This window comes from Variovorax sp. 01N429 (assembly GCF_056399425.1).
Genome location: NZ_JBFTRG010000013.1, coordinates 1 through 13458, shown reverse-complemented (window position 1 = coordinate 13458; position 13458 = coordinate 1). Strand labels below are relative to the sequence as shown.

11 protein-coding genes and 3 pseudogenes are annotated in these 13458 nt (G+C 63.8%); 8 read left to right on the top strand and 6 right to left on the bottom strand.

What is annotated here, in order from left to right; genetic code table 11:
- Window positions 1-66 precede the first annotated feature (66 nt).
- The 4 genes from AC1DSF_RS21495 to AC1DSF_RS21480 form a co-directional block, all read right to left on the bottom strand.
- Window positions 67-546, bottom strand: a complete 480-nt coding sequence (locus AC1DSF_RS21495; protein WP_478127651.1) for an H-NS family nucleoid-associated regulatory protein — start codon at window positions 544-546, stop codon at window positions 67-69.
- 99 nt (window positions 547-645) lie between these two features.
- Entirely contained in the window at window positions 646-1290 is a 645-nt protein-coding gene (locus AC1DSF_RS21490) for a dihydrofolate reductase family protein (protein WP_478127650.1), read from the bottom strand.
- 129 nt (window positions 1291-1419) lie between these two features.
- The gene (locus AC1DSF_RS21485; protein ID WP_478127771.1) at window positions 1420-2715 is read right to left on the bottom strand and encodes a lytic murein transglycosylase; all 1296 of its coding nucleotides are present in this window, start codon (window positions 2713-2715) and stop codon (window positions 1420-1422) included.
- 96 nt (window positions 2716-2811) lie between these two features.
- Entirely contained in the window at window positions 2812-5508 is a 2697-nt protein-coding gene (locus AC1DSF_RS21480) for a bifunctional acetate--CoA ligase family protein/GNAT family N-acetyltransferase (RefSeq protein ID WP_478127649.1), read from the bottom strand.
- Window positions 5509-5655: 147 nt separating this feature from the next.
- On the opposite strand from AC1DSF_RS21480, the gene AC1DSF_RS21475 reads away from it, so the two are divergent.
- The 8 genes and pseudogenes from AC1DSF_RS21475 (at window position 5656) to AC1DSF_RS21440 (ending at window position 13051) form a co-directional block, all read left to right on the top strand.
- Window positions 5656-8574, top strand: coding sequence for an adenosylcobalamin-dependent ribonucleoside-diphosphate reductase (locus tag AC1DSF_RS21475; protein WP_478183408.1), 2919 nt, complete (start codon window positions 5656-5658; stop codon window positions 8572-8574).
- 199 nt (window positions 8575-8773) lie between these two features.
- Window positions 8774-9373: an NAD(P)H:quinone oxidoreductase gene (gene wrbA / locus AC1DSF_RS21470; protein WP_478127647.1), complete on the top strand. Its 600-nt coding sequence runs from the start codon at window positions 8774-8776 to the stop codon at window positions 9371-9373.
- A 25-nt stretch (window positions 9374-9398) separates the two neighbouring features.
- Window positions 9399-9641 carry a hypothetical protein gene (locus AC1DSF_RS21465; protein WP_478127775.1) on the top strand — a complete coding sequence of 81 codons (243 nt, stop codon included), beginning with the start codon at window positions 9399-9401 and terminating at the stop codon, window positions 9639-9641.
- Entirely contained in the window at window positions 9538-9849 is a 312-nt protein-coding gene (locus tag AC1DSF_RS21460; protein WP_478127770.1) for an ester cyclase, read from the top strand. The genes AC1DSF_RS21465 and AC1DSF_RS21460 overlap by 104 nt, the downstream gene beginning before the upstream one ends.
- Window position 9850: 1 nt before the next feature.
- Window positions 9851-10621 carry an SDR family NAD(P)-dependent oxidoreductase gene (locus AC1DSF_RS21455; protein ID WP_478127646.1) on the top strand — a complete coding sequence of 257 codons (771 nt, stop codon included), beginning with the start codon at window positions 9851-9853 and terminating at the stop codon, window positions 10619-10621.
- Between the two features lie 16 nt (window positions 10622-10637).
- Complete coding sequence (locus tag AC1DSF_RS21450) at window positions 10638-11492, top strand: fumarylacetoacetate hydrolase family protein (protein WP_478127645.1); 855 nt, start codon at window positions 10638-10640, stop codon at window positions 11490-11492.
- A gap of 9 nt (window positions 11493-11501) precedes the next feature.
- Window positions 11502-12307 (top strand): annotated as a pseudogene (locus tag AC1DSF_RS21445) (beta-keto acid cleavage family enzyme).
- An 84-nt stretch (window positions 12308-12391) separates the two neighbouring features.
- Window positions 12392-13051: a hypothetical protein gene (locus tag AC1DSF_RS21440; RefSeq protein WP_478143358.1), complete on the top strand. Its 660-nt coding sequence runs from the start codon at window positions 12392-12394 to the stop codon at window positions 13049-13051.
- Between the two features lie 61 nt (window positions 13052-13112).
- On the opposite strand, the pseudogene AC1DSF_RS21435 reads toward AC1DSF_RS21440, so the two are convergent.
- Window positions 13113-13256, bottom strand: a pseudogene (locus AC1DSF_RS21435) (IS6 family transposase); the annotation flags it as partial.
- Between the two features lie 21 nt (window positions 13257-13277).
- Window positions 13278-13458: pseudogene (locus AC1DSF_RS21430) on the bottom strand (L-idonate 5-dehydrogenase); the annotation flags it as partial.

Below are 13458 nucleotides of genomic sequence, written 5' to 3'. Positions count from 1 at the left end.
GCTGTCCATCCGCAAGAAGGTGGAGTGGGCTCTGCCGAAAGACCGAGTGGCCGGAAGATCAGGCGGTCAGGCGGACATTTCTTCCAATGTCTTGCCGCCTTCGAGTGCTTCTTTCAGCCAGCGCGGACGTGGCCCCATGCCGCTCCAGGTGTGGCCGGCATCGTCGCGGTACAGAACGCGCGACTTCTTCGGCTTTACGCCGTTGGCGCGCCCATTGGGCTTTGCCGCGGCGCCGGTCGCGAACTCTTCGAGTGCTCGCCCGGCGGCGAGAGCTTCGCGCAGCCAGTCAGGTCGCTTGCCGATGCCACCCCAGGTGTTTCCCGTTCCGTCGGCATAGCGTGCGACGCGGGCCCCCGATTTGCCCGGCCGGCGAGTCTTTTGTTCGGCGGGGAGTCTGGCGAACAGTTGTTCAGGCGTCAGTCGGTAATGTTCAATGGCGACCCGAATGCGCGCCACCACTCCCTCGATCTCCTTGTCGCGCAGTTTCTCGGCCTTGAGTTGCAGGGTCTGGATCTGCTTCTGGATCTGGCTGTAGCTTTGAGTCATTAATTAATCGCTTCCAAATGTGAGTCAATATGTGAGTCAATCATAGAGCGTCAACCTGACTGGAAGTCTCAGGTTCGACAATTCAGTTTCCGCGGTGTGTCAGCGCTTCTTGAGAAAGACATGCGTTGCGCGTTCACCCGCGACTGAATCAGCACATTCATAACCCAGTGCATGCAAGTCGATGTCGCGAAAGAGATGCTCGCCGGACCCCAGCAACACGGGCCTGAAGGCGAGATGCAGATCGTCGATGAGTCCTTCCTGAAGGTATTGCCGGACTGTCGATACGCCGCCTCCCAGGCGAATGTCTTGCCCACCCGCAGCGGCTTTCGCCTGTGCCAAGGCGACGTGGATGCCTTCGGTGACGAAGCGGAACTCGGTGCCGCCAGCCATTGCGAGCGGAGCGCGGGGATACTGCGTCAGCACGAAGACTGGCGTGTGATATGGCGGCTCATCGCCCCACCAGCCCTTCCAACGATCGTCTGGCCATGGGCCCCTCACGGGACCGAACATGTTTCGACCCAGAATCCACGCGCCAATGCCTTCGAAGGCTCGTTCTGCCATGTCGTTGTCGATGCCGGTTTCGCCGCCTTCGAGGCCCTGCATCTTTCGCCACACGCGCGTGGGAAAGAACCATTCCATCAACTCGGGCCCTCGAACGCCGAGCGGATTTTGGAGATTCTGATTCGGCCCGGCGCCGAAGCCATCGAGTGAAACGGAAAAGCATTGAACACGTAGCCTGGACATGGGAATCCTTTGGACTTTCAAGAAAGAAGAAAAAAAGACCGCCGTGCAAACGCGCCCAATGTAGACGCAGCCTTGCCATGGTTCAAGCTGCCACCGCTCGCGTCCTTTGTTCGTTGATGGAGGCTTCGGCTACGGCTGCTGCAAACGCTGAAGCAATTGCGCACTGGGATAACCGTCTGCGGGCATTCCGATGCTGCGCTGGTAGCGGCGCACTCCATCGCGCGTAGCCGGCCCCATGACACCGTCGGGTGCGCCCGTTGCAAAGCCAAGTTGATTGAGCGCAGTCTGCAGTTCGATCAACTGGCTGCGCGAAAGAGTGCCCAAGTCGCGCGGCCAGGCCGCCTGCACGCCCGGGCCGCCATCCAGCCGTTGCGCGAGAAGCCCGACCGCCAGCGCGTAGCTGGTGGAGTTGTTGTAGCGAAGAATCGCGCGGAAATTCGGTCCAACCAGGAAGGCCGGTCCGCGCGAGCCGGCGGGCAGCAGGATAGAGCCGTCGCTGAAATCCGGCAGTGCGTTGCCGTCGATGCTCTTGATTCCTTCGGCCGACCATTGGGCGGAGGACTGGCGCACGGCCATGTCCGCGCGGGCGTACTCGAAGCCCTCCGGCAAGCGAACCTCGACGCCCCAAGGCTGCCCTGTTTGCCAACCTGAACGGGCCAGGAAATTGGCGGTGGAGGCAGTGACGTCGGCCATGCTGCCCCAGATGTCGCGCCGTCCGTCGCCATCCGCATCCACTGCATAGGCCAGGAAGTTCGACGGCAAAAATTGCGTCTGGCCCATGGCCCCGGCCCAGGAGCCGATCATGCGTTCGCGAACGATGTCGCCGTTGTCGAGGATCTTCAGTGCCGACAGCAATTCGCGTTTTGCCCAATCTTCGCGGCGCCCTTCGAAGCCGAGCGTTGCCAATGCGTCGATGGTGGGTGTGCTGCCATAGTTGCCGCCGAAATTGCTTTCCATGCCCCAGATCGCGACCACGATGCTGGGCGGAACGCCATAGCGGCGTGCGGCCGCGTCGGCTTCGGTGCGCACTTGAAGCAGCTTGTCCTGGCCGAGCGCGACGCGTTGAGCTGTCACGGTGTTGTCCAGGTAGTCCCAGACGGAGCGCGTGAATTCGGGTTGGGCGCGATCGAGTTCGATGACTCGCGGCAGGAATTGAACACCATCAAAGGCGCTGTGCAGCGTTGCTTCGCTGACGCCCGACGCGCGCGCGGATGTGCGGAAGTCTGCGACCCACGCAGCGAATTTTTGCTGCAACGCTGCGTCGTCGGCGGGCGGCACTGCAGGGGCTGTTGGCGCTACTGGCGTTGCTGTTGCAGGAGGCTTCGCCGTGGGTTGTGTACTCTGAGCGGCAACGGCAGGCGATGACGTCCCAGCGGGCGGCGCGGAGGCGCATCCCGCGAGGAGCGCGGCCGTCGCGGTCAACATCAAGGAGGCGATGCGAGGAAATCGAAGCAATGTGAATCTGGCTTGTTGCATCTGCGGATTTTGACCTCCTGCGAGACGGCAACATCGTCGCCCGGTTCAGAGGTTGAAGGTCACCAGCCGGAAATCGGGATCCTCGTCGAAACGCTTGACCGAAAAGCCCAGCTTTCGCATCAGCTTCAACATCTCCGAATTGCTTGTCAGGACGAGCCCATCGATTTCCGAGAGGCCCTTCTCGCGCGCCGCTTCGATGATGCTTTCCATCAGTCTAGAACCGATGCCCTTGCCGCTGAATTCATCCGCGACCAGCAGCGAGAACTCGCAGCTTCGCTGGTCGGGGTTGGTGATGTAGCGCGACACGCCGACGATGCGTTCCGTCTCGTGGCTGGCGCCCGACGCATCGGTGGAACGCTCGGAGAACACCGCCACGATCGCCATTTCGCGGTCGTAGTCGATCAGCGTGAAGCGCGACAGCATGGTCGCCGGCAGTTCCTGGAACCAGGACACGAAGCGGAAGTAGCGGCTTTGCGGCGACAAGTGCTGCACCAGTTCCTGCAGCATCTGCGCATCGCCCGGGTGAATGGGCCGCACGGTGTACATGCCGCCGCCGGGCATCGGCCATACGCGCTCATGCCGGGCGGGGTAGGGGAGTATCGACAGGTGGTGATAGTCGTTCGAGCGGCCACTGGCTGGCCGCGACGCACTGTCGATCAGGATGCGGGCATCCACCGCCACTGCGCCCGAAGCGTCGATGATGATCGGATTGATGTCCATCTCGCGCAGCTCGGGCAGCTCGCACACCATCTCGGAGACACGCAACAGCAGTTGCTCGAGGGCCTCCATGTCGACCGCGCTGGCGCCCCGCCACTCTCCCAGCGTTTCGGCCACGCGCGAGCGCGCAATCAGCTGGCGCGCAAGAAAGGTATTGAGCGGCGGAAGCTCCATCGAGCGGTCATTGATGAGTTCGATCATGGTGCCGCCCGCGCCGAAGACGATCACCGGGCCGAAAGGCTTGTCCGTCACCAGGCCGACGTGGATCTCGCGCCCACGATGCGCCCGGGCCATCTTCTGCACCGTCACGCCGTTGATGCGCGCATCGGGCATCAGGCGCCTCACGCGCTCCACCATGTCGAGGTAGGTGTCCCGCGCGCTGGCGCCATTCATGATGTTGAGCGCCACCCCGTCCACGTCAGACTTGTGGCTGATGTCGGGTGAATCGATCTTGAGGGCTACCGGAAAGCCGAGTTGCGTCGCGATCATCATGGCCTCGTGCGCAGTGCGTGCCAGCAGGGTCCTCGTGATCGGGATGTGAAAGGCCGAGAGCAAGGTCTTGGACTCCATCTCGGTCAGCACCTTGCGCCGCTCCGCCAGCACGCTTTCGATTACCAGCCTGGCCCCTTCGATGTCCGGCTTGGCCATCGTCGACAAGGGCGGCGGGATCTGCTGCAGCAATTGCTGGTTCTGGTAGAAAGCCGCGATGTTGCCGAAGGCACCCACGGCGGCTTCCGGCGTGCGAAAGGTGGGGATGCCCGCCTCGTTGATGATCGCGCGCGCCTCGCCGACCGACGCATCGCCCATCCAGCACGACAGCAGCGGCTTGCTGATGGAGCGGTGCGCGCTGACGAGCGCGCGCGCCATCGCCGATGCATCGGTGCCGATCTTGGGCGAATAGATGGCGAGAAGGCCATCGACAGCCGGGTCCTTGCCGGCCGCCGCGATGGCCGCCTCCAGGTTGACCGGCGTGGCGTCTTCAGACAGGTCGATCAGGTCGGACAACGACGCGAATGCCGGCAACTGGGGCGTCAGTGCAGCGACCGACGCCGGCGACAGCTTGGCGAGGTCGAGGGAGATTTCGTTGACCCAATCCGCCGCGAGCACACCGGGGCCGCCCCCGTTGGTGATGATTGCAAGCCGCCGCCCCACGGGCCGGTACCGCGAGGCCAGGCACTTGGCTGCGGAGAAAAGCTCCACGAAAGAGCGCACCCGCACGGCCCCCGCGCGGCGAAGTGCGGCATCGAACACATCGTCGCTGCCGACGATGGTGCTGCTGTGCGTTTGCGCGGCTTCGTTGCCGGCAGGCTTGCGTCCGGCCTTCAGTACGACCACCGGCTTGGCGTTGGCTGCGGAACGCAGCGCGCTCATGAAGTGGCGCGCGTTGTTGATGCCTTCGAAGTACACGATGATGCTCTGCGTCTGCGAGTCGTGCGCCAGGAAGTCGAGCACTTCGGCAATGTCGAGACTGCTGTGCGGGCCGACCGACACGACCGCCGAGAAGCCCACCATGTTCTTGCGCCCCCAATCCAGCATGGACGCAGTGAGCGCGCCTGACTGCGACACCAGCGCCAGCGAGCCCGGCTTGGCCAGCGGCCCCGCGACGCTGGCGTTGAGTTGCAGATGCGGGCGCTGGAATCCCAGCGAGTTGGGCCCCAGCAGATGCATGTCCTCGCGCTGGGCGATCTTCTTGAGGGCCGCGGCTTGCCCGTTGTCGATGCCGTTCGATATCACCAACGCGGCCCGGCAGCGGATGCGCCCCGCCAGCTCCAGCGCGGCGGCGATCTCCTGAGGCGGCAGCGCAATGACGGCGAGATCCGCGCGGGCCTGGGCGAGATCGCCGAGCGTTCCACTTGTGTGGATGTCGAGGAAGTGGAGCGTGCCGGCAAAGCGCTGCGCGCGCAGGGCCTCCTGCAGTGCTTCGACGAGCACCGGCACGGACGGGCCGCCCGTTTCACCGCGTGCTCCGGCAAAGACGATGACGGAGGCAGGGGAAAACAGGGGTGCGAGGTAGTGCTTTTCCATGGGCTCGGCTGCGCTTCGGGCGCGGGAGCCACGAGCCTACCGCGACATGGTTCAAGAAGCAAAAACGGCGGCGCCGGCCCCGGGCTGGACGAAAGACCCGTTGGCATCGCATCATGTACGCCTGTGCTTCATCCGAGAGGGTGCGCCATGTCGACGGATACCGATGCCCTGAAGACTTCGCCTACGCCCACGCGCGAGACGCTGCCTGTGCAGCCGATCAGCCGCGAGGTGCTGCTCGAGAAGTACGCCAAGGACGACGAGCGCAGCATCGCCGACGTCTGTCGGCGCGTGGCCCGCGCGGTCGCTCAAGCCGAGAAGCCTGAGTTGCGCGCGCAATGGGAGTCGCGCTTCCTGCGTGCTCTGGAAGATGGCTTCCTGCCTGCGGGGCGCATCCAGTCGGCGGCCGGCACGGCCTTGTCCGCAACGCTGATCAATTGCTTCGTGCAGCCGGTGGGCGACTCCATTGCGGCCGACGACGAAGGCTATCCTGGTATCTACGTCGCGCTGACCGAAGCGGCCGAGACCATGCGCCGTGGCGGGGGCGTCGGTTACGACTTTTCGCGCATTCGCCCGCGCGGCGCCTGGGTTGAAAGCACGCGGTCGAGCGCATCCGGGCCGGTGTCCTACATGCGCGTCTTCGATCGTTCATGCGAGACGGTCGAGTCCGCGGGTTCGCGCCGGGGCGCCCAGATGGGCGTCTTGCGTTGCGACCATCCGGACATCGAGGAATTCATCCATGCCAAGGACGAGGGCGACCTGAGCAATTTCAATATCTCGGTCGGGTTGACGGATGCGTTCATGAATGCGGTGCAGGAAGACAAGCCTTTCGAACTGGTGCACCGCGCCGCACCGGGACCGCGCTGGAAAGGCGGCGGTGAACGCCAGCGCGAAGACGGCCTGTGGGTCTATCGGTCGGTGTCGGCGCGCACGCTGTGGGACCAGATCATGCGATCGACCTACGACCATGCGGAGCCTGGCGTTCTGTTCCTGGACAGGATCAACCGCGACAACAACCTCTCGTACTGCGAGAGCATCGCGGCCACGAACCCCTGCGGCGAGCAGCCGCTGCCGCCATACGGCTGCTGCTGCCTGGGCTCCATCGACCTGACACGGTTCGTGCGCCATCCTTTCGAAGCGGATGCTGTTTTCGACGAGGGGGCCTTCGCGCGGCTCGCGGCCGTGGCGGTGCGCATGCTCGATAACGTGCTGGACATCTCCGTGTGGCCCCTGGAGCGCCAGAGTGAAGAGGCGCGCAACAAGCGCCGCATCGGCCTGGGCTTTACCGGGCTCGGCGATGCGTTGGTGATGCTGAACCTGCGCTACGACAGCGCCGCGGCGCGCGATGCCGCCCGGCGCATTGCGGAGGTCCTGCGCGATGCCGCATACGGAGCATCGATTGAACTCGCGGCGGAGAGGGGCGCCTTTCCGCTGTTCAACGCCGACCTCTATCTCAGGCGCGACACCTTCGCCTCGCGGCTGCCCGCGTCCCTCAAGGAGCGCATCCGTGCGACGGGCCTGCGGAACTCGCATCTGCTTTCGATCGCGCCCACGGGCACCATCAGCCTCGCCTTCGCGGACAACGTCAGCAACGGCATCGAGCCTGCCTTCTCGTGGACCTACACGCGCCGCAAGCGCACGCCCGAAGGCGGCTTTGAAGAGCATGCGGTCGAAGACCACGCATGGCGGCTGTATCGGCACCTGAAGGGAGAGGCTGCGCCGCTCACGGAGGCTTTCGTGACTGCGCTGCAAATGAGCGCGCAGGCGCACGAGGAAATGGTCGCGGCCGTGGCGCCGCATGTGGACACGGGCATCTCGAAGACGGTGAATGTGCCCGCCGACTATCCCTATGCGGATTTCAAGGACCTGTATCTGCGTGCCTGGAAGTCGGGCTTGAAGGGCATGGCCACCTATCGGCCCAATGCCGTGCTGGGCGCGGTGCTGAGCACGCCATCCTCGGCCGGTGCGCAGCAACCCATGACGATCGACGCCGGCCCGCTGAATGAACGGTTGCTGCTCGAACGCATGCCGCAGCCGGTGCTCGCGTCACTGCGCTGGCCGGGCCGCCCGGACCTGCCGGCGGGGAACGCCGCGTGGTCGTACATGGTTCGTCATCCTTACGGCGAGTTCGCCCTCTTCATCGGCGAACTGCCAGAAGATGGCAAGCAAGCGCCGTTCGAAGTCTGGATCAACGGCGCTGAGCAGCCGCGGGGCCTGGGTGCGCTGGCGAAGACACTGTCGATGGATCTTCGCGCCAAGGACGCCACGTGGATGCGCCTGAAGCTCGATGTGCTGACCACCGTGCAGGAAGAGCGTTCGTTCGAGATGCCGTTTCCGCCGAACGGAGAGATGCGGCGTTTTCCTGGCGTCGTGGCGGCCACCGCGGCGGTGATCCGTTGGCGATGCGAGCAGTTGGGGCTCTGGCAGGGCGACGAGGGCGAGAAGGGCGCAGAGGGCGCGGCCACGCCGGTCATCGACGCGCTGTTCAGTCGCGAGGAGCCGCAGACCGGGCCCAACGGAACGCTCGCCTGGGCCGTGGACGTGCACAACCCGGCAAGCGACGAGACCTTTACCTTGATGCTCAAGGAAGTCCTGCTGCCGGACGGGCAGGGCGGCAAGGTTGCCCGGCCGTGCGCGCTGGGACTCTCGGGCAACTACCCGAGGGCTTTGGACGGGCTGGTGCGAATTCTGTCGCTGGACATGCGCGTGCTCGACCCGGCATGGATCGGCATGAAGCTGCGCAAGCTGCTCAACTACGCCGAGCCCCTGGGCCACTTCATGGCGTTTGTGCCGGGGTTACCGGCGGGCAGCCAGCGTCAGCAGGTCTGGCCTTCGACCGTTGCTTATGTGGCGCGGCTGATCATCCATCGCTATGCCATGCTGGGCGTGCTCGACGCCGAGGGATATCCGCTGCGGGCGATGGGCATCCTGCAAGCCCCCGTGACCATGGCCGACCAGCCGCTGCCCATGCTCGGCGCCGTGTGTCCCGAATGCGGCAACGCCACGATGATCCAGAAGGACGGTTGCGACTTCTGCACGGCGTGCGGCCACATTGGAAGCTGCGGCTAGCGAGGTCCGCGGGAAATCGGCTGCCATCGGCTCCGACGATGGATGCCATCGAGACAAACAGGCTTCCGGAAGAAATGACGAGCTCCTAGTCTTCAGGCATGTCATCGCAGCACGCCGGAGTCCGCTACGACAGGACCCCGGTAATGACGTCGGCTCGCGGCCGCTGCGTTCGGCCGCACCAGCAACCCTGGAGATCATCATGAGCAAAGTTCTTGTCCTGTATTACTCGTCCTATGGCCACATCGAGAAGTTGGCCGAAGCGGTGGCCGAGGACGCGCGAAGCGCGGGGGCGCAGGTGGACATCAAGCGCGTACCCGAAACCGTGCCCCTGGAGGTCGCGAAGGCCGCGCACTTCAAGCTCGACCAGACGGCTTCCATCGCGGCGATTGCGGACCTCGAGAGCTACGACGCGATCGTCGTGGGTACGGGCACGCGCTTCGGTCGCATGTCATCGCAGATGGCTGCATTCCTCGACCAGGCCGGTGGGCTTTGGATGCGTGGTGCTCTCCACGGCAAGGTCGGAGGCGCATTCAGCTCATCTGCCACGCAGCATGGCGGCCAGGAGACGACGCTGTTCTCGATCATCACCAACCTGCTGCACTTTGGAATGACCATCGTCGGGCTCCCATACAGCCACCAGGGCCAGATGAGCGTCGACGAGATCGTCGGAGGTGCTCCCTACGGGGCGACCACCGTCGCCGGAGGCGATGGATCGCGTCAGCCGACGCAGATCGATCTCGCGGGTGCGCGGCACCAGGGCGAGCTGATTGCAAAGACGGCAGCCAAGCTGTTCGGTTGAGTCTTGACCCTTCCCGGAGAACATCATGAGCACCACGAACGCTGCGGGCGAAGCGGCAAAGGCCCTCATCCGCCGCAATACCGAAGAGGTCCAGGGTGGTGGCAACTACGCGCTCTTCGACGAGCTCTTTGCCGATGACTTCCTCGACCACACGCCGCAGCCCAATTGCACGCCGGACAAGGCTGGCGCCCTGGGCCCTCTACAAGACGCTGCGCACCGCGTTTCCGGACTTTCACGCGGACATCCATTGGCAGCGTGTCGAGGGTGACGTCGTGACGACGTTCAAGACCTATCACGGCACGCACCAGGGCGCCATGTTCGGTATTGCGCCCACTGGACGAAAGATCCACTTCGAAACCGTCGATGCCATGCGCGTTCAGAACGGAAAGATCACAGAGCACTGGGGCGTAGCGAATCTCTTCTCCTTGCTGCGGCAACTCGGCGCCTGGCCGCCAGCCATGCAGGGGCAGGATTGACATGAGCAACATTCTCGAAGGCAAGGTCGTCCTCGTCACCGGCGCGGCCAGCGGCATTGGACGGGCCATCGCGATCGGTGCTGCCCAGTATGGTGCAAAGGCCGTCATCGTCTCGGACATCACCGAGACTTCCAATGAAGGCGGCAGCACGATCGTCTCGGAAATCGAGGTGCTTGGCGTCGCCGTTCGTTTTCATCGCACGGACGTGAGCAAGCGTTCGCAGGTCGACGCACTGCTCGATACGGCTTCGGAGTTCGGCGGAGTGGATGTGATGGTGTGCAATGCCGGCATCACGCTGCGTTCGGACGGTGCCGATGTAGCCGAAGAAGACTACCGCCGGCTGATGGCTGTGAATCTCGATGGCGTTCTGTTCAGTGCTCAGGCAGCGGCGCGGCAGATGAAGGCGCGCGGCAGGGCGGGCAGCATCATCCTGATGGCCAGCATGGGCGGGATCGCCGGTGCTGGCATGACCGTGGCGTACTCGACGAGCAAAGGCGGTGTCGTGCTGATGGCAAAGGCCCTTGCCGACGCGCTGGGACCTGAAGGCATTCGCGTCAATTCAGTCGCCCCAGGAATCATCGACACGCATCTTCTGCGCACCAATCCCGCGATTGCCGCCGTATCCGACGGCTTCAGGCAGCGCACGCCGTTGCGGCGCCTCGGCAAGCCATCGGAGATTGCCGATGCGGTCGCGTGGCTCGGCTCCGACATGTCGAGCTACGTCAGCGGCATCGCGCTTCTGGTCGACGGTGGCTTGCTTTCCGTGATCTAGCAACAGGAATCACACCATGCGACTTCTAGCATTCAACAGCAACGGCAAACCTGCACTCGGCCTGCGTATCGATCAGGAGATCGTCAACCTTACTGCCGAAGGTTTGCCTTCCACGCTGGATCAACTGCTTCGCGCCGGGTCCGCCGGCATGGAAGCAGCCAGGCACGCCGGAGAGACCGCGCGCAGCCGATTGCATGCGTCGGAGATCGCATGGCTGCCTCCTGTTGCCGCGCCCGCGAAGGCTATCGCCGTGGGGCTGAATTTCGTGGACCACGTGGCGGAGAGCCGCTTCGAGCCGCCAAAGTACCCTGTGCTTTTCCATCGCTACCCGAGTTCATGGGTGGGGCATGGCATGCCGCTGGAGCGGCCGCACGTGTCTACCCAGTTCGACTACGAAGGAGAGCTGGTCGTAGTGATCGGGAAGGCGGGCCGCTACATCGACAAGGCGCGTGCACTGGAGCATGTGGCTGGCTATTCCATATTCAACGACGGCTCCGTTCGGGACTACCAGACGAAGTCCGCTCAATGGATGATGGGAAAGAACTTCGACCGGTCTGGGTCCTTCGGGCCTGAATTCGTCACCGCCGATGAACTGCCTCGCGGCGCGGTGGGGCTGCGCCTGCAAACCCGCCTCAACGGTCGGATCCTGCAGGATGCCAATACGCGCGACATGATTTTCGACGTCGAACGCCTCGTCGCCGTCTGCTCTGAGCCCTTTGCGCTGGAGCCCGGCGACATCATCATCGCAGGCACGCCTTCGGGCGTCGGCGCAGCTCGAAATCCACCGATCTTCATGAAGGCAGGTGACGTCTGCGAAGTGGAGATCGAAGGCGTCGGATTGCTCTCGAACCCCGTCATCGACGGCGACTGAGGAAAACCAATGTCCGATCCGCGCAAGGTCATCGTCACCTGCGCCATCACGGGCGCGATCCACACGCCCTCGATGTCGCCCTACCTGCCAGTGACGGCAGCCGAGATCGCGCAGGCTGCCCTGGATGCAGCCAGCGCGGGCGCGGCCATCGTGCACCTTCACGCACGTGACCCGTCAGACGGTCGGCCCAGTTCGCGCCCGAGGTCGCGTCGCTCAACATGGGTTCGATGAATTTCGGACTCTACGAGATGCTGAATCGCTTCAAGGAGTTCAAGCACGACTGGGAGCGACCGTACCTGCAGAACAGCGACGATCTCGTCTTCCGCAACAGTTTCAGGGACATCGAATACATCCTGAGGTCATGCTCGGCCAATGGAACGCGCTTCGAGATCGAGTGCTATGACATCGGCCACCTCTACACCGCTGCGCATTTTCTGGATCGCGGTCTCGTCAAGGGGCCGCTCCTGATTCAGTCCGTGTTCGGCCTGCGCGGCGGCATCGGCGCGCAAGTGGAAGACCTGATGCACATGCGCCGAACGGCTGAGCGCCTGTTCGGGGATGCATACGTGTGGTCGGTGCTGGGTGCGGGGCGCAATCAGATCCCCATGGCGACCCTGGGAGTTGCTGTCGGCGGCCATGTGCGCGTGGGACTGGAAGACTCGTTGTGGGACGGTCCGGGTCGTCTCGCTCGCTCCAATGCCGATCAGGTCCGCCGCATCAGGACAGCCATCGAGGCGCTTTCGCTCGATGTCGCCACGCCCGATGAGGCCAGGCAGATGCTTCGCCTGAAAGGGCGAGACGCCGTGAATTTCTAGCCCAGGCTGGACACGGAATCACCTCCTGATTCGGCAGCGGCGAGCCCGCTATCGCCGATCGGGAATTCACCAGGAGTAGAGAAGATGACAACCGCAAATCTGTCCGGGCGCAGCCCAGCGCTCAATACAACCGACGCGCTCACCCTCATGCGCATTCCGCCGAAGTTCGACGTCACCGAGTGGCCGCGACAGGTCGAACGCTTTCTGGAGCAGACACAGAAGCCCTTGCACCGGGCAATCCTCAAGAACTATTTCCGTCACCTTCTGCTGGAGGTTGCCGGTTATTGGGATCAGATCATCGTGCCCGAACTCACGATCGACGAGCCCATGTACCGCGTGGGAGATCGCAGGGAGATGCGAGTGTTATCGGGAAAGGTAGCCGTCGAAGGGTTCTACAGGGAAGCGTTCGAGACCCGGCAGAACGTCATGGGTGCGCGCACCATGAACATGGGCGCGGAGGACTATGGCGTCACCACGGAGGCCGTCTGGACCCACGTGGTGCCCGGCAGCTGCCTCGGGGACCACGACATCGATGCCGATCCCGGTGCCTACTACCTCATGAACCACCATCTGTTCCAGATCTTCTCGTACACCAACGACCCGCAGCCGAAGCTCATTGCGGAGCGCATCTACGATGACCCGGAGAGCTATAGCTACGAAAAGCTCGACCCCGCGGATGTGGTGACGCCTGAAATGGCGCGCGAACAGCTGGCCCCCTTTCTGGCGCGGGCGACCCTCGACTGACGTGAAGGGCCTTGTCACGTTGAAGGTGAATGGTCGCAACATCGGCAGGCGGCGTTGCGATTCAGAAGGCGGCAAGCGGATTTTGGGTGAGGCCCGTGAAAAGACGCCAGGCGTCGAAGCGCGCAGCCAGTTGCTTGCGATAGGGCGGTGGGCGCAACAGGTGATGCTCGAGCGCAAAGTGCTGGCGGATGGGATCGAAGCTCGAGAATGGCGCGAGGGGATGCGTTCACTCGAAGTTCAGCAGCACTTTCATCGCCCGCGTACGATCGGCCGCCAGCGCAAAGGCGCGGGCCGAATCGCGGTACGACAGGGTTGCCGATATCAGCGGCTTGACGTCGACCAGCCCCTTGTTGAGCAGCTCGACGGCGACCGCGAATTCCTCGTGAAAGCGGAAGGCTCCACGAAGA

What these genes read in the sequence shown, in the direction of transcription:
- AC1DSF_RS21495 (WP_478127651.1), bottom strand. Translation starts at nt 546, where the DNA reads ATGACTCAAAGCTACAGCCAGATCCAGAAGCAGATCCAGACCCTGCAA.
- AC1DSF_RS21490 (WP_478127650.1), bottom strand. Translation starts at nt 1,290, where the DNA reads ATGTCCAGGCTACGTGTTCAATGCTTTTCCGTTTCACTCGATGGCTTC.
- AC1DSF_RS21485 (WP_478127771.1), bottom strand. Translation starts at nt 2,715, where the DNA reads ATGTTGACCGCGACGGCCGCGCTCCTCGCGGGATGCGCCTCCGCGCCG.
- AC1DSF_RS21480 (WP_478127649.1), bottom strand. Translation starts at nt 5,508, where the DNA reads ATGGAAAAGCACTACCTCGCACCCCTGTTTTCCCCTGCCTCCGTCATC.
- AC1DSF_RS21475 (WP_478183408.1), top strand. Translation starts at nt 5,656, where the DNA reads ATGTCGACGGATACCGATGCCCTGAAGACTTCGCCTACGCCCACGCGC.
- wrbA (WP_478127647.1), top strand. Translation starts at nt 8,774, where the DNA reads ATGAGCAAAGTTCTTGTCCTGTATTACTCGTCCTATGGCCACATCGAG.
- AC1DSF_RS21465 (WP_478127775.1), top strand. Translation starts at nt 9,399, where the DNA reads ATGAGCACCACGAACGCTGCGGGCGAAGCGGCAAAGGCCCTCATCCGC.
- AC1DSF_RS21455 (WP_478127646.1), top strand. Translation starts at nt 9,851, where the DNA reads ATGAGCAACATTCTCGAAGGCAAGGTCGTCCTCGTCACCGGCGCGGCC.
- AC1DSF_RS21450 (WP_478127645.1), top strand. Translation starts at nt 10,638, where the DNA reads ATGCGACTTCTAGCATTCAACAGCAACGGCAAACCTGCACTCGGCCTG.
- AC1DSF_RS21440 (WP_478143358.1), top strand. Translation starts at nt 12,392, where the DNA reads ATGACAACCGCAAATCTGTCCGGGCGCAGCCCAGCGCTCAATACAACC.